Below are 23,931 nucleotides of genomic sequence, written 5' to 3'. Positions count from 1 at the left end.
GTCACCTGTTGGCATAGTATTTGCATTTAATAATAAAAAGATAAAGCAGGAGGTATGATTAGCGATGAAGATGGATTTATACAAACCGAAACGACATTGGAAAGATATTGAACTTTGGAAAGACGTAACAGAGGAACAATGGAATGATTGGATTTGGCAATTAACAAATACGATCCGTACATTAGACGATTTGAAAAAAGTTGTAAACTTAACCCCTGAAGAAGAAGAAGGGGTCAAAATATCAACAAAAACGATTCCGCTTAATATTACACCATATTATGCATCGTTAATGAACCCGGATGACCCGCGATGTCCAATCCGGATGCAATCCGTTCCTATTTCGGAAGAGCTTCATAAAACAAAGTATGATTTAGAAGATCCCCTCCATGAGGATGAAGATTCACCAGTGCCAGGCTTAACGCACCGTTATCCGGATCGCGTGTTATTTTTAGTAACGAATCAATGTTCGATGTACTGCCGTTATTGTACGAGAAGAAGATTTTCCGGTCAAATCGGTATGGGCGTTCCGAAAAAACAATTGGACAAAGCGATTGAATATATTCGCCAAACACCGGAAGTACGCGATGTATTAATATCGGGTGGGGATGGACTATTAATCAATGATCAAATTTTAGAATATGTGTTAAAAAATTTACGCGACATCCCCCATGTGGAAATTATTCGAATTGGCACAAGAGCACCTGTTGTCTTTCCGCAACGGATTACGGAAAACTTATGTAACATCTTAAAAAAATATCATCCGGTATGGTTGAATACACACTTTAACACGTCTATTGAAATAACAGAGGAATCAAAACGTGCGTGTGAGATGCTCGCAGATGCAGGTGTTCCACTCGGGAATCAAGCGGTTATTTTAGCAGGCATCAATGATAGTGTGCCAATTATGAAAAAGCTCATGCACGACCTCGTCAAAATTCGTGTACGCCCGTATTATATTTATCAATGTGATTTATCTGAAGGTATTGGGCATTTCCGAGCACCAGTGTCAAAAGGTTTAGAAATTATTGAAGGCTTACGCGGGCATACGTCAGGATATGCTGTCCCAACGTTTGTTGTTGATGCGCCGGGCGGTGGTGGAAAAATTGCCGTTCAGCCAAACTATATTATTTCACAAAGTTCTGACAAAGTCGTATTACGTAACTTTGAAGGCGTTATCACAACATATCCAGAACCAGAAAACTATGTACCGGGAACAGCTGAAGAATACTTTAAACAAATTTATCCAGATATGGATAAGAAACGATCAAATGTCGGTATTAGTAGCTTATATGAAGAAACGAAGTTCAATCTCGTCCCAGAAGGGTTAAATCGACTGGATCGCCGCAAAATGTACGAAACAAACCCAGAGCACGAGTCTCTTAAAAATAAACGAGAGAAACGCGATGAATTAAAAGAGAAAAAGTTCAAATCGCAAATGTCGAAATACGAGAAAAAAGAAAGTGAGGATGCATCGTAATGGTACAATGTGAGTGGTGTCAAGCCGACAGCGCGCAAAAAGAAACAAATACAGTTTATTGGGAACTTCCCGATGGTACTAGAGCTATTGAAATCACCGAGACACCGTGTATCACTTGTCCACAATGTGGAATGAAGTACCAAGATGAGCAAACAATCAAAGAGATTGATGACCAATTGTTTTTAATTGACCGAACAAAATTAACGAAATCCGTTTCATATGAACAGTTAATGAATATGGAACGGCTCTTAAAAAGAAACTATTTTGATTATTCGTAACTTCATGGTGTGATTGTTTAGTATGAAATGAAAGAACTGAAGACCAATATTCTCCATGATCTTTCCTATTCACTCTTTTCACCTTCTGTTATTTATGACTATAATGAAAGGAACGAAAATTTCGTGATGCGAAATCATCAACATTGTCAATAGAGGGTGAAAGAGTTGAAATCGTTTTATCATTTTTTAATGAAATATCGTCATCCAAAGCCGAGAGATGTAATTAGCCAGTTTGCCAATGATGCTTACCAAGACCATAGCTTTCCGAAAATGTCTTCGAGTTATGAAGAAATTAGTTCCTATTTAGAGTTGAATGGATTTTATTTAGAAAGTATGACCATATTCGATGAAGCATGGGAAAAATATGTAATGGAAAATGGGAAATCATGAGTTCGTTACTTTATCCCACTCTTAACGGGCAGTAAGACCCCCACTGAATGAAGTTTCACTTTATAGCCAATCCTCATTTGCAATGGGGATTGGCTTATTTTACATAAAGAACATTGAATGATGATAGAAAGAGCCTATACAAATTCCAAAGCGCTTTCTTTTTAGGTTGTCTTTCTATCTCATATAAAATGTTTTTGCATATAATGTGATAACCGTAAATCACGACAAGGAGAGATGTACCGTGGGGAGAAAGAAGAAGCCGAAATTTAAAATTGGTGATATTGTCGTGATTACAATTTACGGTACAGTCGGTACGATTACGAACATCCATCGAATGAATGAGGATTATTTATATGAAGTGAACCATAGTGATATATTGTATTTTGAAAATACGCTCACCCCTTTATCAGAATTTGAGGGAAATGTATATGAGTCTGAAATTATTGAAATCCAATATGACTTTGGAATTGGTGACATCGTTCAAGTGAACGGTTATGGTCAAGATTTGTTTAAAGTGATTGGAATTCGGACAGAGTTATGGCGCTATAAAGAAGATGCTTGGGAGGAAGTTAGATATGAATTAGTAAGAGTTCGCGATGGGGAATGGATGGAAGCATCAGAGGAAGAAATAACAATGATATTAAGTCAGCATGATGCCGAGAAATTTTTTTATCATATTCATATGACTCATCTTCTATCAGAACAAACAGCAGATACTGCTGTAATTGCCCAATTACCTATACCCGAGCAGCCAAACGAGAAACCACCTTCACTTAATCAAAGGCAGTTAATTGATTCATTATTAGATATTTATAATGATTACAAGCTTCTATATCAATGGTTTGGAAATGCAGAATATAAGGAAATCATGGAATTTATCATTGAGCATTTAAAAAAATATTCGAATTAAGTTAAAGAATTTGAATGAATAAATAAACAAAATACGGGATGCAAAAGAAAACGATGAGCATCCATAATGAACGATTTAGTTTATTTAACAAGTGATCGATGTGCTCACTATCTAAAAAAGCTGTCAGCACATTCTCTTCTACGAATCCTTTTCTATTTGTTTTATCTTCAACATGTATATTCTCCATTTTTTGAATTTGACGCATAAATTCAATCCCCCTTACAAGCTTGTCCATTTACTTCATACGTATGAGAGGGAACAATCATTTATGCATTGTTGACATACAATTGCTTAAATCATCATAAACAATAACAAAGGGGGGCGATCGCTTGAGGGAAATCGAATTTGTCATAGATACGGAAGAACTCGCAGAATATTTTTTTCAGGAGTTACTAAACCGAGGCTTTTTACCTTCTGAAGATGAGGCTTATGAATTAGCCGATATTACGTTTGATTTTTTAATCGAAAAATGTGTGATAGAAGAAGAAATTGATATAGATGAAGGGTGATAACAGTTTCCCTAAAAAAAATTAACTTCTTGGTGAAATGTGGGCATGAATTCCCGCATTTTTTCTTGTAATATGATCAGAACTTATTTTATGTAAGAAAAAATTACAAACGTGAAAGCGCCTTTTCATCGTAAGACCATTTTTGTCTGGGGCAAAACAGGCGCTTCCCGTTTTTCTTATAATAAAATGAAACTTCTTTTGATAACAAAACGTAAGAATGATAGGAAAGAGAAAAGGAGATGTTGAATACATGTTTAAAAAGCTACTAAAATCACTCGTCGGCAGTAAATATGATAGTAGTTACTATAAGAAGAAGCGTTACCGTCACTATACGAGTAGTTATGATCACCATCGTCCACACCATTATCCAAAGCATCATGGGCACCATTTTTACAAAAGGAAACATAAATCAAGCGGATTTTTCTCAAGCTTTTATTCAAGCTAATGTTGACTAAGCTTTTATGTTTTGAACGAAAATTAAAGCGTGGCACGATGGTCGGGGACTATCAAATTAGTAGGTTTCTAGGAATTGGCAGTTATGGTATCACATATGTTGGACAATCACACCATTCGAAGGAAGAAGTGGTGATTAAACAATTACGAAAACATAAGCGATATCACCCAAAAGGTATTCAATCATTTCAAACGGAAAAAGAAATGTTGAACGTGCTTGACCACCCGTCTATTCCGACATTTTTAGAAGAGATCAAAACGAAAAAACATCACTTCATCATAATGGAATATAAAAAAGGACAAACGTTTGAAGAAAAAATATTTGGACAAAAAACGAAATATTCGGAAACGGATGCGTTTTATTATTTATGGAAGGTACTGCAAGTGGTAAAATATTTGCATAGTAAGGGGATTGTCCATAGAGATTTGCGAATTCCGAATATTTTAGTAGATGGAGATACGATTCATCTCATTGATTTTGGATTAGCGAGAAGAATTCATGATATTGAAGAACAAATTTCTCAATACGAAATCGAAAAAAGACTCATGCGAGAAATTCGTTTTGAAAGCGATTTTTATGCACTCGGGCATTTAGTTCTTTTTTTGCTATACTCAACATATGAACCGAAATCAAATTGTGAGGAACAAAGCTGGGAGAAAGAATTAGTACTTACGAGTCAAGCGCGCTACATTATTCGGAAATTATTAATGATTGAACAGCCTTATCAAAATATTCATCAAGTTATATATGATGTACAATCGATGCTTTTAGGAGGAGAAAAACATGTCGTTCTTTCATAAAATGTTTGCAAGTATTGGTATTGGAGCTGCGAAAGTGGACACGAAGTTAGCTTCTAATTCGTTTTGTGCAGGGGAAATCATTGAAGGTGTTGTGGAAGTAAAAGGTGGAAACGTTGAGCAAAAAATAGATGAAATTTATTTAACGGTATTGGCTACGTATATGAAAGAGGATGATGACCAAAAATATACAAAACAAGCTGAAATTGCAAAAGTTAAACTGAATGAACCTTTTGTTATAACAGCTAATGAACATAAGACGATTCCTTTCTCTTTTCAACTACCATTAGATACCCCAATTACAAAAGGTTCATCACGTGTTTGGATACACACAGGATTAGATATTAAAGGTGCTGTTGATCCCGAAGATCGGGACTATATTGAAGTCGTTCCGAATGAGCTAACTAATGCCGTGTTTAAAAGTATCGGCGAGTTAGGGTTTCAATTAAAGCAGGTGGAAAATGAAGAAGCGCCCTATCGCCTTAGAAAACGGCTACCGTTTATTCAAGAATTTGAGTTTTATCCAGTAGAAGGGCCATTCCGAGGAAGATTAGACGAGTTAGAAGTTGTATTTTTCCAAATTTCACAAAATGAAATTGAAGTTGTATTTGAAATTGACCGTCGTGCAAGAGGGCTTGCTGGATTTTTAGCAGAAGCTTTAGAAATGGATGAATCATTAGTTAAGGTAACGATTACAAATCGTGATATCCATCATCTAACCGAACAATTAGCCGATTTACTTAATCGTTATTGTTAAAAAATTAGCCGATTGTTCGGCTAATTTTTTTGTTGAGGAGGAATATAAGTGAGATACAAACCACTCATCGTCGGACTTGTTGTATTTCTTGTTTTATCCTGGATGATTCAAACTTCTTTCATACAAGCAATCGATGAACAAATGATCCTATATGGTGAGCATTTGCGGAATCGTTGGCTGACAAATGTCATGATTTTTTTTACTACTGTCGGTTCGATTAAAGTGATAGGGCCACTTACTGTCATCATTTCGGTTTATTTTATTTGGAAAAGGAAATGGCTCCCTTTTATTTTTCTGTACATAAACCTTTTTTCTGTACGTGCATTCAATCGTTTTTTAAAAGAATTGTTTCATCGGGAACGACCTGACTTGAACCGAATCATTGATGTTGGTGAATTTAGTTTCCCAAGTGGACATGCTATGAATTCTACGGCAATCTATGGATTTTTTATTTATTTATGGATCATCCAAAAACCTGGACGAGAAGAAAACAAATTTTACTTCATCGCACCGATGTTGTTTATTTTTCTTATTGGTATTAGTCGTGTATATGTTGGGGTTCATTATGTAACCGACATTTTGGCGGGATTTGCAGCAGGCACAGTATGGCTTTTAATCATTATTGCAATTTTTCAGTTCGTTCGACAAAAATTGTAGATCTTTAAAAGAGGATTCTTGGCAAAAAAATCTAATACATAATATAAAGGCGATGGGGGGAGATTGATGGTATCTCTGTTTAACTTTAAAAGTAACGTAACGGAATTCGATATTACTCTTTTTCAAACCCCTAAGTATGGGGATGACAAAGGCTATAAAGCCGTTTATCGTTTACTCGTTCCAGCTAAAAGCCACGAAGATGCATTAGACAAAACTTTTCGGAAGTTTAATATACCTGATACGATGCCTCCAGATTATGAGGCGAGATATGTCGCAACAGGAGATATCATCTTAATTGACGAAGGGAAGAGAGGACAAACGTATTATCAGCTTCAATCTGGCGGATGGGTAAAAGTTAATCGTATTCACGTACGATAAACAAACCGTCTATCTTAACAATTAAGATGTGAGATAAACGGTTTGTTTATATGCTTTTTTGTTTCTGTATTCTAATCGACAAAAAGAAAAGCGATAAGCACTTTTGTTCAAATACATTGTATGGTTGAAGGTTTCGTTATAATCGATGCCCAGGACCATTTTTTCGTTTATTTGCAGAATATTCTTTATCATGCGCTTCATGTTCTGCGATTATATCAGCTTTCGGAATATGATTGTTTTTTTTCGGTGCGTTTACTCGATTTCGATGCTTTTTCCCCATTTTTCGGCCTCCTTATCACATGGTTGTTTCTTTTGATAGCATGTGTGTTACAAAGAGAATTCATACGACTTTTTCAGTAAATGTAAAAATGTTCACGTGTAAATCGTTTTGTAACAAGAACGTAATAGAGGAGATTATTTATCATTAGATTGAGTTATGATACTATTGTTGTGCTAGTAATTTTCATAAGGAGGATATTATATGAGCGTACATATTGGTGCAAAAAAAGGGGATATTGCTGATATCGTTTTACTTCCAGGGGATCCACTTCGTGCAAAATATATTGCCGAGACTTTTTTAAATGATATTACGTGCTATAATGAAGTGCGTGGTATGTTAGGGTTTACAGGTACATATAAAGGCAAGCGTATTTCTGTTCAAGGAACAGGAATGGGTGTGCCGTCTATTTCGATTTATATTAATGAATTAATGCGTGAATACGATGTGCAAACATTAATCCGCGTTGGTTCATGTGGAGCTATCCAAAAGGATGTAAACGTTCGCGATGTCATTTTAGCGATGTCTGCATCTACTGATTCGCAAATGAATCGATTAACATTCGGTGGGGTTGACTACGCACCAAGTGCAAACTTTGAATTATTAAAGAACGCCTATGATGCTGCCAAAAAACACAATATTGATGTAAAAGTTGGAAATGTCTTTACGGCCGATATGTTTTATAATGATAATGCCGAACTTGAAAAATGGGCACAATACGGAATTTTAGCGATCGAAATGGAAACAGCTGCACTTTATACGTTAGCAGCCAAATATGGTCGTAAAGCACTTTCTGTATTAACCGTTAGTGATCATGTGTTAACAGGTGAAGAAACAACGGCTGAAGAAAGGCAAACAACTTTTAACGAAATGATTGAAATTGCTTTGGAATCAGCGTTAAAAGAATAAGGAAATGGTGAAAAAAGGGCATGGGAGGCTTCCATGTCCTCCGTTTATAATAAAAATGATGAAACGTATACTTGTAATAATTTGATTTAAGGTGGGAAAGGACCATGAAAAAAGCCTTTTTAGGTTTGTTCACAGCATTAATGTTTTTAACAGGGTGTTCATTCACAAATAATGAGAACGATCCGGGAGAATCCATAGAAAATAAAGGGAATGATTCGGTTGTCAAAGAGGAAGAAAAGAAAGCTGACCCAGACTTTGTTCTCGAATCACATTTTTTTAACGAAGTGGAACTAGTTGATGGCAAAGCAGTGATCCAAAATCCTGATAATATATTAGTACTTGTAAATAAGGAATATTCGCTACCATCCAATTATACGCCTGAAGACTTAACAATGCCGAATGTTCCGTTCTCTTTCGGTGATTTAGACATTCCAAAGCGTTATATGCGAAAAGAGGCAGCAGAGGCATTAGAAGGAATGTTTGAAACGGCAAAGGAAGAAGGAATTATTCTTTACGGGGTATCTGCATTTCGCCCGTATGAATATCAAGTATCCCTGTTCAACAATGAAGTGGAACAAAAAGGAGAAGAGCATGCGATTCAAGCCGTTGCTCAGCCAGGTCAAAGTGAACATCAAACTGGTTTGACGATTGATGTATCAAGCGAGAGTGTTGGCTATCAAATTACAGAGCAATTTGGCGAAACGAAAGAGGGCATCTGGTTAAAAGAACACGCACACGAATTTGGTTTTATCATACGTTATCCGAAAGGAAAAGAAGATATTACATTGTATCAATACGAACCGTGGCATATTCGATATGTAGGGGAAAAAGTAGCGAAAGTGTTATTTGAAAATGATTTAACGCTTGAAGAATATTTCGGAAAAGTAAAAAAAATATAAATATGCTTTCCAATAAGGTGAAAATTTTCAACGTATTTAACATGCAACAGGGGGATCTCATAAGCCGATAAAATCGACTTATGAGATCCCCTTTTGCTCTTACCAAAAAAATAATCCACCTAATGCGATTCCAGCAATAAAGGCGAGTCCAATAGCAATCGGTGCTCCGTAGTAGCCGCCATAATAGCCACCGTAATAGCCGATACCAAAGCCCCTTGGGCCTCTTTTGATCATCGGTTGAATATATACTTTACTACGTGTCACATTGACAATACGACCTGAGTAGACACTGCCACGTTTATCCCAAATTCGGACATGTTGACCACGGTAGCGACAGCATAATTCATATATATTTGAAGACATTTTTCCCCCTCCTTACCATCTATTCATTGTTAGACTATGTCCTTTTCGGGAGGGATGTTTGTACAAATGTCCATATTCTACTTTTTACAAATAAAAATAGCGTAATTTAGTTTGTCTTCATATTTTTTTGTTAATTGTTCATGCTTTGATAATAATTCAAAATGTTCTTCTTGAACGGTGCCGGATAAATCAAACTCGGTCATCGGTTCCGTTTCTTCTATTATCCATTCGTCTGGATGAATGACATCCATCACGTGATACTTTTCCTTTTGAAAAAAAGCTATCCACTCTTCTCGTGTGTAAAAATGTTGGAATCCATAAAATGACTGTAATTCCTTTTTTTCTTTATCGGTCAATGGTTTCGTCATCACCATTTCGATCGCAACTAACGTGCCACACTCTTCTAAAACATGATAAATTGCTTCCAAAGAATGAGAAAGATTTGTAAAACTTAAAACAGACTCACATAAGGCAAACTGAAACGATTGATTTAATTGCTTTAAGTTTTCAATGTCCATTTGATACAACAAAATAGGATCTTCATCTGTAAAGCGCTTTCTTGCTCGTGTAATCATTTCATTGTTAGCGTCAATGCCCACGACAGTAAACCCATGATTGTGGAGATATTGTACGGTTTGTCCAGTGCCACAACCGATATCAATCATTTTGACATTATTTTTCAAATTTATATAATCAATCAATTGTTTTGTTACGGCTAATCCCCCGGGATGTGCGCCACCTACTCCAAGAGATGCTAACATATTCAAATATGGAGATGTCATAAAAATGGTTCCTTCCTATTCATTATTTCTATAACATATGCACGATTTAAAATAAGTGTTTAGGTTGAAAAAATAAAAAGCGTGTTTCTCCAGTTTTGGAAAAACACGTTTCGTTGTTACATACATTTGAGGACATTATGTTGATGAAGAAGTTGCTTCAATCTGTTCGTAACGAGCTGAAGAAGTTGATTATAATAAACGGTTTTTAAAGCAGGCTTTAATGGTAAAGTGGAGATAAATAAATGAATGCGTTTCATCGCATACTTTTCAATTTGGTTTTGGTAATAAAAGATTTTTGATTGTATTTTTTGCTTAATTTCAGAGGTGAGCTGGAAAGAGAAATGAATAAGCTTTAATTCGTTTTGATCCATAAATTCGTTCATAACCATGTCGTTCACCTTCTTTACATCCTTGTAATATTAAATTTACAAAATATTAAGAAAAAATACAAGTGTTTTCCAATAATTCCATCCATTTTATTTCAATTTGAGCCATATGGACTATAAAGGAATCGGTGAAAATTGGCGGTAATCAAGGCTCTTCCGCTTTTGTTCTTGACGTTCGTAGTGATGTCAGACATAATGTATACATGTAATAGAAGGTGGTGTTACTTTGTACATAAAAAAGAGAAATATTATCATTGGAATCATTCTAATCGTCGTCTTAAGTATTGGACTTTCAACTGCTGTTTTTCAACTGACACCGAAAGCGCTTGGGACAGAAGCAAGCTTTGAGAAGCTTCATGAAGTATATAAGCTTTTAGACAATCAATATGTTGAAGAAGTAGATAAAGAAAAGCTCGTTGAGGGAGCCATTCAAGGAATGGTTAAGTCGTTAGATGACCCTTATACAACATATATGGACATCGATGAGGCGAAAGGATTCCAAGAAGCGATCTCTTCCAGTTTTGAAGGAATTGGGGCAGAAGTAACAGAACAAAATGGAAAGATTATGATTGTCTCCCCAATAAAGGGTTCCCCAGCTGAGAAAGCAGGCTTAAAACCTGAAGATAAAATTTTAAAAGTGGATGGAGAAAGTATTGAAGGAATGTCTGCTAACGAAGCCGTCATGTTAATACGTGGTGAAAAAGGATCTGAAGTGAAATTAACGATTGAACGTGAAGGGATAGGCACGATGGATGTGGCCATTATCCGTGACACGATTCCGCTCCATACCGTTTATTCGGAAATGACAGATGAGAAGATCGGAACGATTCAAATTACAAGATTTTCAGAAAATACAGGTCAAGAGCTTGCAGATGCATTAATGGAGTTTGATAAAGAGAAGGTTAAAGGTATCGTGCTTGACTTAAGACAAAACCCTGGTGGTTTAATGGATCAAGCTATTGCGATGACTGATATGTTTGTCGATAAGGGAAAAACAATTTTACAAGTTAAAGACAATGATGGAAATGTAGAAACGTATAAAGCTGAAAACCGTGCGATGGTCGATGTTCCGGTCGTTGTCATTACGGATAATGGGACGGCAAGTGCAGCAGAGATTATGGCAGCGGCACTTCATGAGTCGGCGAACATTCCTGTTGTAGGGGAAACTACATTTGGGAAAGGAACTGTGCAAAATGCACAGGAATTTAATGATGGAACATCCATAAAATATACGATTGCAAAATGGCTCACACCGTCTGGTCAGTGGATTCATGAAAAAGGGCTACAACCACAGCATGAAGTTTCTTTGCCAGAGTATGCGAATATTTCATATTTAGATCCGAAAGTGTCCATTAAGCAAGGAGATTCCTCAACAGATGTTAAAACAGCAGAGGAAATGCTCATTGCGGTTGGGTATGAAGTGAATGCGGACGGATTTTTAGATGAAAAAGAAGCAAACAAAGTGCAATCGTTCCAACAAGATCATGGACTCAACAAAACAGGAATCATTACAGGGGAAACAACGACAACGTTAATGAACCTTGTTCGAGAAAAAATTGTCGAAAATGATACACAAATGAAAAAGGCAATCGACGTGTTAAAAGAGGAGATGGCGTCTTAAAAGAACAAAAGCACACGGCGTTCGCAAACGCCCGGAGCTAGACGCAACCAAAGTTGTCTACAGGTTAGAGAAATAGATAATTTCCGATACAAAAATAAAGGCTGACTTCCGTCATTTGATTCGATGGAAGGTCAGCCTTTTTGCCTTCTTTTCTAATAAAATCATCATACGTCATCAAATGCTTTTTCGGGTACTGAAACATATTAGTAGTGATTTTTCAAACTTTTTGTATAATAGAGACATACTAATTTGGTAGAAAGTGAGAGTTAAAAGATGGCAGTTGCTTTGAAAGAACGAAAGACGGAGTTATCAACAGTTTATGGCGTGTTGTTTGCTATTAGTACAGGTCATTTTATTAACGATTCGATCCAAGCAGTTGTGCCGGCAATGTTTCCGATTATTGAAAAATCGTTAAGCTTGTCTTATGCGCAAATCGGCTGGATTGCTTTTGTCCTGAATATGACGTCATCAGTTATGCAACCGCTATTTGGCTATTATGCAGATAAGCGATCGACGCCCTTTTTGTTGCCGTTCGGGATGTTTTTAAGCATGCTCGGTTTAATTGGCTTTGCCTTATCTGGTCACTTTGTATTTATTTTATTATCGGTTCTTTTTATCGGCTTAGGCTCAGCGGTTTTCCACCCAGAAGGTTCAAGGGTTGCGTACATGGCGGCAGGGAATAAGCGAGGGTTGGCGCAATCCATTTATCAAGTAGGTGGAAATACAGGTCAGGCGATGGCACCTATCTTTACGGCATTCATCTTTGTTCCGTTAGGTCAAAAAGGAGCATTATCATTTACCGCTTTAACTTTAGTAGGCATCATGCTGCTATTTTTTGTCTCCAAATGGTACAAACAGCAAATGGTAGCGACGATTTCGAACAAGAAAAAAGCGAAAGGGAAAATGACGTTAAAACCATTGCACAGAAACATAAAAATCGCGATTGTTTTATTAGTGTTTTTCGTTTTTGGCCGTTCATGGTATGTGGCAGGAATTTCAAATTTTTATCAATTTTATTTGATAGAAGGCTACGGCTTATCGATTTCAAAAGCACAACTTTATTTATTCATCTTTATGGTAGCAGGTGTGCTAGGCACCTTCTTCGGCGGCCCATTAGCAGATAGGTACGGGAGAAGAAATATTATGATGTTTTCAATGCTCGGTACTGCTCCGCTAACAATCGCCTTGCCTCACGTTCCGCTATCGTGGGTAATTCCTATTATCTTTTTAATTGGCTTTATCTTAATGACAAGCTTCAGCGTATCAGTTGTATATGCTCAAGAGTTGATGCCGAATAAAGTGGGCATGGTTTCCGGTTTGATTGTTGGCCTAGCGTTTGGTATGGGGGCAATTGGAGCTGTTCTGTTCGGAATATTAGCGGATCTTTTCAGCATTAAATTTGTGATGATTGTCTCAAGTATCCTTCCGTTAATCGGAATCATTTCAACCTTCTTGCCAAGTGATGTGAAAGTGCAGGAATTGACAGGGAATGAGTAATCGGGGAAATGACAGTAGATGTAGGAACGGATATAGATAGTAGTGAGAGTATGAACCATTTACAGTCATTGAAAAGACCTCGTCGATGGTTCGTTTTCACTTCAATTTATAAGACTAAGATAAAGCTATCTGATTCTAAATGTCACAATGACTATTATTCTATGGACTATTCGAACAAAGGGATAATACAGCATTTGACTGTCGGAATATTTCGATACATAATAAAATTAATTATTTTGAATAAAAGGGCGTGGCTTTTCATGGCTTTAATAAAAGATATTATAACTCCTGTCGAAAAATGTCTTCAACCTAATGATACACTACATGAAGCGATCGAGTTCATGAAAACATCTAAGTGGAACACGGTTCCCGTTACAGATTGCTCAGGCGTATTAATCGGTGTATTTACTCGGAGTGCTCTCTATCAAATGGTCTTAATGGGGAAAGAACTAAGTACTCCGATTGATCATTTTATTAGAAAAGATGTTGAGACGGTTCGAGAGGACGTAAGCTTTGAAGAGTTAGAAAAATTAGTACAAGAAAGTGAAGTGGGTACGGGAATTGTAACAAATTCTAAAGGAAAGCCAATTGGACTCATTACAAAAACAGATCTCGTTATGACTTTTTTAGAAAAGAGCCAATCGTATAAAGAACAGCTAGAAACGATCCTTCATACTTCTCAACTTGGGGCTTTAATTACAAGTTCTAAGGGGAAAATCTTGTTCGTAAACGATAAACTAACCGAGATGATGGACAAGTCTAGGGAAGACCTTCTCCATATACAAATCCAAAGGATCTTACCAGATCTTACAATCAACCTTTTAGAGAAAGAAGTTCACCGTCGAATCAAGATTGGCGATCATCATTTTATTGTTCGAATAACGAAAAGATCAAGCGGCCAGGAAGGTTTTATCGCGTTGTTTCAAAATATTTCGGAACTTGAAAATATGGCACAAGAGCTAGAAACTGTGAAGAACTTTAAAAGTATTTTGCAAACAGTCATCCATAATTCGTTTGACGGTCTCGTGATGATCAATGATAAAAAACAAATTATTTTTATGAGCCCTTCAGTCATTGAACTTTTTGATTTGGATGGACAAAGGGTAACGGACGCATCGATTGATACCGTTCTTCCTCAATTGGAATTACCGAAAGTTGTAAAAACAGGTGTGGCAGACATTAGTGACTTTATGGAAATTAAGGGGATTCATTATATGGCCCATCGAATTCCTGTTTATCAAGGGGATCGAATTATCGGAGCGATTGGTAAAATTGTTTTCAGGCAGCTTCATGAAGTTCGTGAACGTTTTAGAAGACTTGAAAATAAACGAGGCCAGCACATTCCAACGCGAAGTAAAAACTCTGAGTCATCGCGATTTACGTTTGATGAGATTATTACAAAAGATCAGCAAATGGAAAAATTGATTCGCAGCGGTATTAAAGCCGCAAAGGGTCGTTCGACGATATTAATTCGCGGTGAAAGCGGAACGGGGAAAGAGCTTTTTGCCCATGCCATACATAGCACGAGTTCCCGAAAAAGTGGTCCCTTTATAACAGTAAATTGCGCAGCGATACCGGAACATTTACTTGAATCTGAATTTTTTGGCTATGAGGAGGGTGCATTCACCGGGGCGAAACAAAAAGGCAAAGTGGGTAAATTTGATCTTGCTCATGGGGGAACATTATTCCTTGATGAAGTAGGGGATATGTCGATGCAAATGCAAGCAAAACTGCTAAGAGTTTTGCAGGAAAGAGAGTTTTATCGTGTTGGAGGTTCAGAGAGAGTTCACGTCGATGTAAGAATTATTTCAGCAACGAATCGACCGCTTGAAGAAATGGTCGAGACTGGTGATTTTCGTGAAGATTTATTTTATCGCTTAAATGTCATCTCATTTGAAATTCCACCTTTAAGAAAAAGACGATCAGATATCTTTCTATTAAGTGAAGGAATCATCAAGGATCTAAACAATATAAACGGAACAAGTATAACAGGAATCGATCCTGTCGCTCAAAGTGTCATGATGGAGTATGACTGGCCTGGAAATGTCCGCGAACTGAAAAATGTTTTGGAGCGGGCGATGATATTTGCCGACCATGGGAAAATTCAACTGGAAGATTTACCTGATTATGTGATAAAAAAAGTCAATCATGAAGACCATCATCATGAGAAGGATGATCAAAGATTTTCGATGATGGAAAAAGCAGAACAAGAGGCTATTTTCCACGCATTAAAGGAAACGAATGGAAATAAAAGCCGAGCCGCAAAACTACTAGGAATCAGTCGCTCGGTTTTATACGATAAATTAAAAAAATATGAGCTTTCAAACATATAAAAAAGGCTTTATTCAACTCTTAAAGGGTACCCAAACATGAAGAAAAGCTTCACCAATAGTGATGAAAAGGTCTTCTTTTATGGGAGTAAGCCCCTTCTGAATGAAGCTTCACTTTATTAAAAAGACCGTCAATTAATTTTTTTGGCGGTCATTTATATTGTTGTAAATATTCTGAACAACCTGGGTTTTAAGTGTACGAAAATCATTCAACTATGTGAAACAAGAATTGTGATTTCAAAATAAAACGAACATGTTGAGCCTTGGCATTGAAATTGCATAACGTTTATTGAAGTCGATTGTTTAATCGAATCGTACACGGAAAAAGGGGAGGTTGATAATATGAACATTGGTAGCTATTTAGCACTAAATGCACGCAGACATCCTGAAAAGATGGCACTAACATTTAATGAAAGACAGTATTCGTACGAACAGTTTAATAAAAAAGTAAATCAATTCGCCAACGGTTTACTTAAATTAGGATTAAAAAAGGGCGAAAAAATCGCTTTGATGTTAAAAAATTCCGATTACTTTGCAATTTCTTATTTTGCCGCAGCTAAAATTGGTGCTGTAATCGTTCCCGTTAACTTTCGTCTTGTTACCCGAGAAGTCTGTTATATTTTAGATCAGTCTGATAGTGTCATCGTCGTCTGTGATGAAGAGTTAGATCAATTGGTTTTTGAAGCGAAGCAGAAAGTCTCATCTATTCGTCAAGTCATCACAGTTTTAAATCCAATCGTACAAGAGCACCTTCCATTCAATGATGTATTATCTTTAAATGAAAATGAACCGGGAGTTGAAGTAAAAGGAAGTGATGACCTTCATATTATGTATACATCCGGTACGACAGGTCAGCCGAAAGGTGCAGTTTTTGACCATGAACGAGTTGTAAAAATCGTGATCGGTGTTACCGGCATGTTAGGTCTTCAGCCGCAGGACAAATTTCTGCACGTTGCTCCACTCTTTCATATCGCTCAGTTGTGCATTTTTCTTATTCCAGGTTTTTTCCTTGGAACAAGTCATGTCATTCATCAGGAATTTAATCCAGTAGAAGTGGCGAAATCGATCGAAAAGGAACGAATCACCCTTTTCTTTGGCGTTCCGACGATGTACAACTATTTATTGCAAGTATCGGATGTGAAAAAGTATGATTTTTCATCTGTTAAACGATGCGGTTATGGGGCAGCACCAATGGCACCAGAACTTGTGAAGCAAAGTATGGATCTGTTTCAAACTGATCAATTTTACAATTTATGCGGTTTAACGGAAGGAGGGCCATCAGGAATTTATTTAACACCGGAGGATCATAAAATAAAGCTCGGTAAATCCGGGAAAAATCCACTCTTATTTACGGAAGTTAAAATCGTTGATGAAGATGGAAAGGACGTTCCACCCGGAATAGTCGGTGAAATGATATTGCGCGGAGAAACAATTATGAAAGAATACTACAAGAAACCAAAAGAAACGGAGAAGACTTTTCGAAATGAATGGCTTTATACAGGGGATTTAGCTGTTAAAGACGAAGACGGTTACATCACGCTTGTAGATCGGAGTAAAGATATGGTGATCTCTGGGGGCGAAAATGTATATTCTATCGAGGTAGAAAATGTTTTGTATGAACATCCGGATATTCAAGAGGTAGCCGTAATAGGAACACCTGATCCGGAATGGGGAGAGGTCGTTACTTCCGTTATCGTAAGTAAATTAGGCAAAACAATATCAGAAAAAGAGATCGAATCTTTTTGCAGAAGCCGGCTTGCAGGATATAAAATCCCGCGTAAAGTCATTTTTGTTGATGAGCTACCTAGAAATACATCTGGGAAAATTCAAAAATACAAGTTACGAGAACAGTTTCGAGTAAAGGCCTAAAAAATAAGTTACACAAACAATGCGCGGTTGGATAGGACCTCCTAAAGTGAGATCTGAGAAATTTTCAATGATATATTTTTCGCATTTTAAAGCTAATTGGTTAATACAAGGAGGAAATAAAATGGAATTAAAAAATAGTGTTTTTGCTGTAACAGGAGGTAGTTCAGGTTTAGGTGAGGCGACTGTTATTCATGTCGTTAAAAATGGCGGGAAAGCGGTCATCCTTGACTTAAATGAAGAAAAAGGTGCTGAGCTGGTCGGAAAATTGGGACAAGAACATGTGCATTTTGTCAAAACTAATGTTGCTTCAGAACAAGATGTGCAAGATGCTTTAAATCAAGCGGTTGATAAATTTTTTGCTATTCACGCTGTTGTGAACTGTGCAGGAATCGGAACAGCTCAAAAAGTGTTAAAAAAGGGAAAGCCACAAAACTTAGAAGATTTTAATAAAGTCATTCAAGTTAACCTTGTTGGAACGTTTAATGTCATTAGACTTGCGGCAGAGAAAATGCTTAAAAACGAACCAAATGAACATGGTGAACGCGGCGTTATCATCTCAACTGCATCGGTTGCAGCATTCGAAGGTCAAATTGGTCAAGCTGCTTACAGCGCTTCAAAAGGTGGAATTGTTTCAATGACAATGCCGATTGCGAGAGAATTTGCTAGAGATGGCATTCGTGTTATGACGATTGCGCCAGGTTTATTTGAAACGCCATTATTTCAAACACTCTCCAAGGAAGCCCGCGTTGCCTTAGGTGAAATGGTCCCATTCCCATCACGATTAGGAGTGCCAAGTGAGTATGCACAGTTAGTGGAAAGTATTGTTACAAATCCAATGTTAAATGGAGAAACGATTCGATTAGATGGAGCGATTCGTATGCAGCCGAAATAAATGTGTGTGGATAGGGAAGATAGGTTCTCTTAATTCCCTTCAAATAAATATGAAATGAAAAGGTGATGATAATATGTTACAATCTATGAAAATATTAGATTTTTCAAAATTGCTACCGGGTCCTTACGCAACGATGATGCTCGCTGACATGGGGGCTGAAATCTTAAGAGTAGAATCACCGAACTTACGTGATTATATAAGGGAGCTTCCGCCCATTGATGGGGAAGATTCAGCTGTTCATCAACATCTTAACCGTTCAAAAAAGTCGATTAGTTTGGATTTGAAAAAACAAGAAGCTGTAGACCTTATTAAACGTCTTGTTCAAGAATATGATATCATTTTGGAACAATTCCGCCCAGGTGTTATGGAACGGCTCGGTTTAGATTATGAAGTTTTAAAAGAAGTGAACCCTAAGGTCATTTATTGTTCACTGTCAGGTTATGGCCAAACAGGTCCGTATCGTAATCGGCCAGGACATGATAACAATTATTTATCGATTGCCGGAGTTGCAGGATATTCTGCTCGAAAGAATGAACGCCCTGTTCCAATGGGCATTCAAATAGCGGATATGGCCGGAGGTTCCTTGCATGCGGTTATTGCGATTTTAGCGGCAGTCATTCATCGCCAAAATACTGGTGAAGGACAATATGTTGATATTAGCATGACAGATAGTTCATTTGCATTAAATGCCATGTTCGGTCCGGCATACCTAGCCTGTGGGATAGAGCCGAAACCTGAAGAAACAGCACTAAATGGTGCGACATTTTATGACTACTATGAAACGAAAGATGGTCGTTATTTTTCTGTAGGAAGCCTTGAACCACATTTTCAAAAACAGCTTTGTAAAACGCTAGGGCTCACGCATATAATAGACAAGGCTGCAAGTATGAAAGAAGCGGATGTCCGTTTATTTAAAGAGGCTGTACAGAAAAAATTTCTTGAAAAAACATTTCATGAGTGGATCGACATTTTTGCGGATGTAGACGCGTGTGTCGAGCCGGTCCTTTCCTTCTCTGAAGCTTGTCAGCACGAACAACTCATAGCGCGAAAAATGATTGTCGATGTACCAAAAGGAAATGGAACAACTCAAAAACAAATTGCAAGTCCGATCAAATCTACAGCATTTGAACCTGAATATAAATTTGTCGGAGGAAAAAGGGGAGCTGACACGGAGGAGATCCTTCTGAAAGCAGGACTAAATGAGGTTGAAATCCGGGCTTTAATAGAAAATGAGGTTATAGGACAGTTAGAACCAAAAATCAATCATCATTAGACTTCAAACTGTATTATAAAGTGAAGTAATTTTAACGTTACGATTCAATGCAGGAATATCGTATATGAAATGATGAAAAAGCTAGAGTGGCACTGACTCTAGCTTTTTTATTATGCTAATCTTTGTAAATATCTCTTGATGAAGTGAAGATTCTTTATAAAAAAGGAAACAAACGCTATAATATCTCTGGTTGTCCAAATAAATGAAGTTTTTTCCGTATCGTTATTAAGGAAGAAAGGAAGGGTTTTCATGATAACACATCTCCGTCAACATGTATTCATTATTGTTGGCTCCTTAATTTTTGCTTTAGGTATTAATTATTTTGCCATTCCGAATAAGCTGTCAGAAGGTGGCGTGATCGGGATTACGGTCGTTCTTCATTATTTGTTTGACTGGTCACCAGGACTAGTCAACTTTATTTTGAATGGAATTTTGATGCTCGTTGGATATCGGTATTTAGATAAAAAGACGATGTATTACACACTATTATGTGTCATTTTCTCATCAGGATTCTTATATTTGACGAAGGATTTTGGAAATCCTATTCACGTCGATACGTTATTAGCAGCGCTTTATGCAGGGATTTTCGTCGGAATAGGATTAGGGCTAATTTTCCGAGCGGGTGGCACCTCTGGGGGATCATCGATATTAGCGCAAATGGCAAAAGAGTATTTAGGCTGGAGTATTGCGAAAGGCATTTTTGTTTTTGATTTAATGGTCATTGGCGGTTCTTTGTTTGTCATCGGCCAAGAAAAAGCTATGTATACACTTGTAGCCGTATTCGTCGGTGTAAAAGTAATGGATTTCATTTTACAAGGATTAGATGCAAGAAAAGCGGTTACGATTATTTCTGACAGACCAGATTTAATTTTAAAAAACATTAATCAGAATATTTCTCGAGGTGTGACGGTTTTTAAAGGATATGGCGGGTATTCTAAAAACAATAAAGACGTATTATACGCAGTTGTCAATCAGCAAGAAGTTTTAGCGATTCGCAAACTTGTAAATGAAATAGACCCGGATGCCTTTGTTGTCATCCATGATGTTCGCGGTGCTTTTGGTGGCGGATTTAAAAAAGAGTCTGCTTGAAGAAACGTTTAAAAGAGAGTAACCTAGAATTCGTTACTCTCTTTTTTTAAGTATAGTCATACTATTGTATATTTGAAATTTTGTCGATTTTGTTCTTATACCCAAGTTGAAACGTCTTCGACAGCTAAACGATTGCTTTTATGAGCTGGTTTTAATGCCTTTCCAACAGATATTAACATAACGGGTACATAACGCTCACTAATATTAAATTCTTTTACAAACAGCTCACTGTTAAACCCGCCGATTGCACATGTATCATATCCTTTTGCTTTTGCAGCAAGCATCAGCTGCATAGCTGCTAATGATGCGTTAGAAAATGCAGCATCCCGCGCGTATTGTTTATTTTGATAGGCACCTTGAATTTGTCCCGCGATGGTTTCTTTTATTTCTTCCTTTATAAAACCTTGTTCAACTAATGGACCGTATACGGTTTCTATGTTTTTATTCGCTTCTAGATCACCTAATATGCCAATGACAACGGAAGAATCTAAAATTTGGCTTTGATTGTAGGCAATTGGATGAAGACGTTTTTTAGCTTCGTCATGATGGAAAACAACAAAATGCCAATGTTGTAAATTCCATGCAGACGGTGCTTTCGTCGTAATGTCAAGTAATTCTTTTACTTCATCTTCCGTCATTTTAACAGAAGGATCGTATTGGCGGATCGATGTGCGCTCCTCCATTAGTTGAATGAGATTTTTTTCTACTACTTTTGTTGACATAACAATACCTCCAAGTTGTGATAATTTCCATTCCATTATATAATGTAATTAATAAACAGACTCACTTTTTGTAAGTTGCTACGTAAATATTATTCATGTTATTAGGATGATAGTCAAGAATTTTGCATGGGAGGTTGATTTGGATATGGAAAAACTTTGTCCAAATATTGAGCGCGCATTTTGTCTATTAGGAAAAAGATGGAATGGCCTCATTATCCATGTGTTATTGACAGGGCCAAAACGATTTAAAGATCTTACTGAAAGTATCCCTGGAATTAGTCAAAAAATGCTTGCCGATCGTTTGAAAGAATTGGAAGATCATTTTATTGTTGAGAGAAAAGTGTATCCAGAAACACCTGTTAGAATTGAATATGTATTAACAGAAAAAGGCAGGTCTCTAGAAATCGTCATGAATGAAGTGGGAAATTGGGCGAAGAAATATTTATCCGACAGCTAATAGGGAATATAGTATCCTCTGAACGAAAAAAGTCAAAAATCTAACTTGTTTACACATTGAATTTTAAGCTAATCGCTAATATATTTTGTTTTTATGGACAAATGCCCACTCCTTTTTACTTCTAGGTGAATACCCTTTTAATGAGTGAAAAATGAAAGGGTGTTAACATGTATCCTAGGCATATACGTAACCCTATCGGTCCGTTTCGACCGTTTCCAATCGGTTTTCCGTTTATTGGAGGGTTTTTAGGAGGTCTTTTAGGAACGGCTGTATTCAGGCCGCGTCCACCTTACTACTACCCTTATCCACCGTATCCACCTTACCCACCTTATCCGTATACTGGAGGTCCATATTATGGAGGTCCTTACGGTGGCGGTCCATACGGTGGCCCTGGTGGAGGTCCTTATGATGGTCCGGGTGTTCCATATTAAGGTGAATAGAAAAAACTACCTGCATTTTTTGTAGGTAGTTTTTTACGGAAAAAGGTCGATTTCCGTATAATCATTGTCATCTTTTTTTATGAATTGAATTTCTAACAGGTCATCATGGATATACGCTTTTGTTCCTTTTCTATTAACAGGAGATGGAAGCATGATTTTCTTTTTTTCATGATCGTTCGGATAATGAAGTAAATAAAGAACATGGCTTGTATGTTGTATTTTTATTTTTGGCTGCTCATTTTTATTATATGGAACTTTAACAAAAACGTATTTATTTGTTTCATATACTTCTGCATCGTTGTTTTTCTTTTTTTCACGACTTTTTGCTTCAAAAGGGGGGGCGTAAGGGAATTGAGGTGGGAAACTTTCACCAAACACTTGCGACATCACATCATTTACATAATTTTCAACATCTTTCGGATTCATATTTTTTAACAATTCATTCATATTAAAAGGCGCTTTTGATTTATCCCAAGGAAACAAAGGAGATCACTTCCTTTTTGACCATCGTAACCGTCACATTTCAATGTAATATATGTACGTTTTGGTTGAATCGTTCGTCTATTTTTATCGGAAAATGAGGTGTGAATCATGCAGGAAGAAAAACAGGGCTCGATCTATATGGCACTCGCTTTTATCATGTGGGGGACTTTTCCATTATATTGGAAGATGGTCGAACATGTACAATCAGAAGAAATATTAGCTCATCGGATCATATGGTCCTTTTGTTTTATGATTATATTAATCTTTGTACAAAAGCAAATATTTCCGCTTTTAAAGCAGCTTCTTGAAATGGTGAAGCAACCGAAATTATTTTTAAACTTCATTTTATCCTCTGTTTTAATTAGTTTAAACTGGTTTGTATTCATCTGGGCTGTCAATCATGAGCGCGTTTTAGAAACAAGTTTAGGGTATTATATTAATCCGATTGTTAGTGTATTTTTAGGACGTATCTTTTTTAACGAGAAGATGAATAAAGGACAACAATTAGCATTTGTTTTAGCGGGAATCGGTGTGTTCGTATCCGCTGTTGAATATGGACAAATTCCGTGGGTTTCGCTTATTTTAGCTTTAACATTTGGTTTTTACGGTTTGACAAAGAAGGTTATTAAGCTAAAAGCCTCGTTTAGTTTAACATTGGAGACACTCCTTGTACTTCCTATTGGAATACTATATGTTTTATATTTACAATTACATGACCAAAGTGCATTTTTTATAGGAGATACGAAAACAACATTGTTGCTAATGGGGGGAGGGATTGCTACGGCCATTCCGTTATTGCTTTTTGCGATGGGGGCTTCAAAAATACCATTATTTATGGTTGGAATCTTACAATTCATTACCCCGACAATGACCTTTTTTATTGGCGTGTTTTTGTATCATGAGCCATTTACACTTGTTGATCTCATTACGTTTTCGTTTATATGGTGTGGTATAATTATATTTACATTTAGTCAGCAGACCTTGATGAATAAATTGAAAATAAAAAACCGTAAAACTATAGAGATGTAAAGGAGA

29 protein-coding genes are annotated in these 23,931 nt (G+C 36.9%); 22 read left to right on the top strand and 7 right to left on the bottom strand.

Going from position 1 to position 23,931, the window contains the following annotated elements:
* Positions 1–64: 64 nt before the first annotated feature.
* The 4 genes from kamA to MLD65_RS04945 all read left to right on the top strand — a co-directional run bounded on the left by kamA (position 65) and on the right by MLD65_RS04945 (position 3,055).
* Entirely contained in the window at positions 65–1,477 is a 1,413-nt protein-coding gene (kamA, locus tag MLD65_RS04960) for a lysine 2,3-aminomutase (RefSeq protein ID WP_243290775.1), read from the top strand.
* The gene (locus MLD65_RS04955) at positions 1,477–1,755 is read left to right on the top strand and encodes a YokU family protein (protein ID WP_243290774.1); all 279 of its coding nucleotides are present in this window, start codon (positions 1,477–1,479) and stop codon (positions 1,753–1,755) included. Before kamA ends, MLD65_RS04955 begins: the two co-directional genes overlap by 1 nt.
* A 165-nt stretch (positions 1,756–1,920) precedes the next feature.
* Complete coding sequence (locus MLD65_RS04950; RefSeq protein WP_243290773.1) at positions 1,921–2,145, top strand: YozE family protein; 225 nt, start codon at positions 1,921–1,923, stop codon at positions 2,143–2,145.
* A 241-nt stretch (positions 2,146–2,386) separates the two neighbouring features.
* Positions 2,387–3,055: a hypothetical protein gene (locus tag MLD65_RS04945; protein ID WP_243290772.1), complete on the top strand. Its 669-nt coding sequence runs from the start codon at positions 2,387–2,389 to the stop codon at positions 3,053–3,055.
* A 1-nt stretch (position 3,056) separates the two neighbouring features.
* Here MLD65_RS04945 and MLD65_RS04940 read toward each other — a convergent pair whose 3' ends face one another.
* Entirely contained in the window at positions 3,057–3,260 is a 204-nt protein-coding gene (locus MLD65_RS04940; protein ID WP_243290771.1) for a hypothetical protein, read from the bottom strand.
* A 124-nt stretch (positions 3,261–3,384) separates the two neighbouring features.
* Here MLD65_RS04940 and MLD65_RS04935 point away from each other — a divergent pair, with 124 nt between their 5' ends.
* The 6 genes from MLD65_RS04935 to MLD65_RS04910 all read left to right on the top strand — a co-directional run bounded on the left by MLD65_RS04935 (position 3,385) and on the right by MLD65_RS04910 (position 6,607).
* Complete coding sequence (locus MLD65_RS04935) at positions 3,385–3,564, top strand: YozD family protein (RefSeq protein ID WP_243290770.1); 180 nt, start codon at positions 3,385–3,387, stop codon at positions 3,562–3,564.
* A 250-nt stretch (positions 3,565–3,814) separates the two neighbouring features.
* On the top strand, positions 3,815–4,009 hold the full coding sequence (locus MLD65_RS04930; RefSeq protein WP_243290769.1) for a hypothetical protein: 195 nt from the start codon (positions 3,815–3,817) through the stop codon (positions 4,007–4,009).
* A gap of 47 nt (positions 4,010–4,056) precedes the next feature.
* Entirely contained in the window at positions 4,057–4,818 is a 762-nt protein-coding gene (locus tag MLD65_RS04925) for a serine/threonine protein kinase (protein ID WP_243290768.1), read from the top strand.
* Positions 4,802–5,572, top strand: a complete 771-nt coding sequence (locus MLD65_RS04920) for a sporulation protein (RefSeq protein ID WP_243290767.1) — start codon at positions 4,802–4,804, stop codon at positions 5,570–5,572. Before MLD65_RS04925 ends, MLD65_RS04920 begins: the two co-directional genes overlap by 17 nt.
* A gap of 48 nt (positions 5,573–5,620) precedes the next feature.
* A complete protein-coding gene (locus MLD65_RS04915; RefSeq protein ID WP_243290766.1) occupies positions 5,621–6,229 on the top strand; it encodes a phosphatase PAP2 family protein in 609 nt (202 codons plus the stop codon).
* A 66-nt stretch (positions 6,230–6,295) separates the two neighbouring features.
* Positions 6,296–6,607, top strand: a complete 312-nt coding sequence (locus MLD65_RS04910) for a YodL domain-containing protein (RefSeq protein WP_279325967.1) — start codon at positions 6,296–6,298, stop codon at positions 6,605–6,607.
* Positions 6,608–6,743: 136 nt separating this feature from the next.
* Here MLD65_RS04910 and MLD65_RS04905 read toward each other — a convergent pair whose 3' ends face one another.
* Positions 6,744–6,887 carry a hypothetical protein gene (locus MLD65_RS04905; protein WP_243290764.1) on the bottom strand — a complete coding sequence of 48 codons (144 nt, stop codon included), beginning with the start codon at positions 6,885–6,887 and terminating at the stop codon, positions 6,744–6,746.
* Positions 6,888–7,088: 201 nt separating this feature from the next.
* Between MLD65_RS04905 and deoD the strand changes: the two genes are divergently transcribed.
* Positions 7,089–7,793 carry a purine-nucleoside phosphorylase gene (deoD, locus tag MLD65_RS04900; RefSeq protein WP_243290763.1) on the top strand — a complete coding sequence of 235 codons (705 nt, stop codon included), beginning with the start codon at positions 7,089–7,091 and terminating at the stop codon, positions 7,791–7,793.
* A gap of 104 nt (positions 7,794–7,897) precedes the next feature.
* The gene (locus MLD65_RS04895) at positions 7,898–8,692 is read left to right on the top strand and encodes a M15 family metallopeptidase (RefSeq protein ID WP_243290762.1); all 795 of its coding nucleotides are present in this window, start codon (positions 7,898–7,900) and stop codon (positions 8,690–8,692) included.
* 99 nt (positions 8,693–8,791) lie between these two features.
* On the opposite strand, the gene MLD65_RS04890 is transcribed toward MLD65_RS04895, so the two are convergent.
* From MLD65_RS04890 to MLD65_RS04880, 3 genes are all read right to left on the bottom strand, one after another.
* Positions 8,792–9,055 (bottom strand): hypothetical protein, encoded by a 264-nt coding sequence (locus tag MLD65_RS04890; RefSeq protein WP_243290761.1) that lies wholly within the window; start codon positions 9,053–9,055, stop codon positions 8,792–8,794.
* Between the two features lie 77 nt (positions 9,056–9,132).
* Positions 9,133–9,837, bottom strand: a complete 705-nt coding sequence (locus MLD65_RS04885) for a class I SAM-dependent methyltransferase (RefSeq protein ID WP_243290760.1) — start codon at positions 9,835–9,837, stop codon at positions 9,133–9,135.
* 116 nt (positions 9,838–9,953) lie between these two features.
* Positions 9,954–10,235 carry a hypothetical protein gene (locus MLD65_RS04880; RefSeq protein WP_243290759.1) on the bottom strand — a complete coding sequence of 94 codons (282 nt, stop codon included), beginning with the start codon at positions 10,233–10,235 and terminating at the stop codon, positions 9,954–9,956.
* Between the two features lie 220 nt (positions 10,236–10,455).
* Here MLD65_RS04880 and MLD65_RS04875 point away from each other — a divergent pair, with 220 nt between their 5' ends.
* The 7 genes from MLD65_RS04875 to MLD65_RS04845 all read left to right on the top strand — a co-directional run bounded on the left by MLD65_RS04875 (position 10,456) and on the right by MLD65_RS04845 (position 20,794).
* The gene (locus MLD65_RS04875; protein ID WP_481748494.1) at positions 10,456–11,844 is read left to right on the top strand and encodes a S41 family peptidase; all 1,389 of its coding nucleotides are present in this window, start codon (positions 10,456–10,458) and stop codon (positions 11,842–11,844) included.
* A gap of 273 nt (positions 11,845–12,117) precedes the next feature.
* Positions 12,118–13,341 (top strand): MFS transporter, encoded by a 1,224-nt coding sequence (locus MLD65_RS04870; RefSeq protein ID WP_243290757.1) that lies wholly within the window; start codon positions 12,118–12,120, stop codon positions 13,339–13,341.
* Between the two features lie 260 nt (positions 13,342–13,601).
* On the top strand, positions 13,602–15,674 hold the full coding sequence (locus MLD65_RS04865) for a sigma-54-dependent Fis family transcriptional regulator (RefSeq protein ID WP_243290756.1): 2,073 nt from the start codon (positions 13,602–13,604) through the stop codon (positions 15,672–15,674).
* A gap of 339 nt (positions 15,675–16,013) precedes the next feature.
* Positions 16,014–17,540 carry a long-chain-fatty-acid--CoA ligase gene (locus MLD65_RS04860; RefSeq protein WP_243290755.1) on the top strand — a complete coding sequence of 509 codons (1,527 nt, stop codon included), beginning with the start codon at positions 16,014–16,016 and terminating at the stop codon, positions 17,538–17,540.
* Positions 17,541–17,661: 121 nt separating this feature from the next.
* Complete coding sequence (locus MLD65_RS04855; RefSeq protein WP_243290754.1) at positions 17,662–18,432, top strand: 3-hydroxyacyl-CoA dehydrogenase; 771 nt, start codon at positions 17,662–17,664, stop codon at positions 18,430–18,432.
* A gap of 73 nt (positions 18,433–18,505) precedes the next feature.
* Positions 18,506–19,705 carry a CaiB/BaiF CoA transferase family protein gene (locus MLD65_RS04850; RefSeq protein ID WP_243290753.1) on the top strand — a complete coding sequence of 400 codons (1,200 nt, stop codon included), beginning with the start codon at positions 18,506–18,508 and terminating at the stop codon, positions 19,703–19,705.
* Positions 19,706–19,954: 249 nt separating this feature from the next.
* The gene (locus tag MLD65_RS04845) at positions 19,955–20,794 is read left to right on the top strand and encodes a YitT family protein (RefSeq protein WP_243290752.1); all 840 of its coding nucleotides are present in this window, start codon (positions 19,955–19,957) and stop codon (positions 20,792–20,794) included.
* A 95-nt stretch (positions 20,795–20,889) separates the two neighbouring features.
* Here MLD65_RS04845 and MLD65_RS04840 read toward each other — a convergent pair whose 3' ends face one another.
* On the bottom strand, positions 20,890–21,477 hold the full coding sequence (locus tag MLD65_RS04840; RefSeq protein WP_481748493.1) for a nitroreductase family protein: 588 nt from the start codon (positions 21,475–21,477) through the stop codon (positions 20,890–20,892).
* Positions 21,478–21,661: 184 nt separating this feature from the next.
* Here MLD65_RS04840 and MLD65_RS04835 point away from each other — a divergent pair, with 184 nt between their 5' ends.
* Positions 21,662–21,973 (top strand): winged helix-turn-helix transcriptional regulator, encoded by a 312-nt coding sequence (locus tag MLD65_RS04835; RefSeq protein ID WP_243290888.1) that lies wholly within the window; start codon positions 21,662–21,664, stop codon positions 21,971–21,973.
* 167 nt (positions 21,974–22,140) lie between these two features.
* On the top strand, positions 22,141–22,404 hold the full coding sequence (locus tag MLD65_RS04830; protein ID WP_243290750.1) for a hypothetical protein: 264 nt from the start codon (positions 22,141–22,143) through the stop codon (positions 22,402–22,404).
* 42 nt (positions 22,405–22,446) lie between these two features.
* Here MLD65_RS04830 and MLD65_RS04825 read toward each other — a convergent pair whose 3' ends face one another.
* Complete coding sequence (locus MLD65_RS04825; protein WP_243290749.1) at positions 22,447–22,896, bottom strand: spore gernimation protein GerT; 450 nt, start codon at positions 22,894–22,896, stop codon at positions 22,447–22,449.
* A 108-nt stretch (positions 22,897–23,004) separates the two neighbouring features.
* On the opposite strand from MLD65_RS04825, the gene rarD reads away from it, so the two are divergent.
* Positions 23,005–23,925 carry an EamA family transporter RarD gene (gene rarD, locus MLD65_RS04820; protein ID WP_243290748.1) on the top strand — a complete coding sequence of 307 codons (921 nt, stop codon included), beginning with the start codon at positions 23,005–23,007 and terminating at the stop codon, positions 23,923–23,925.
* Positions 23,926–23,931 lie beyond the last annotated feature (6 nt).

The sequence above is a fragment of the Bacillus sp. FJAT-47783 genome (genome assembly GCF_022808615.1).
Classification (GTDB): Bacteria; Bacillota; Bacilli; order Bacillales; family Aeribacillaceae; genus Bacillus_BZ.
Note: the sequence above shows the minus strand (reverse complement) of the source record. Positions and strands in the feature narration are given on the sequence as shown.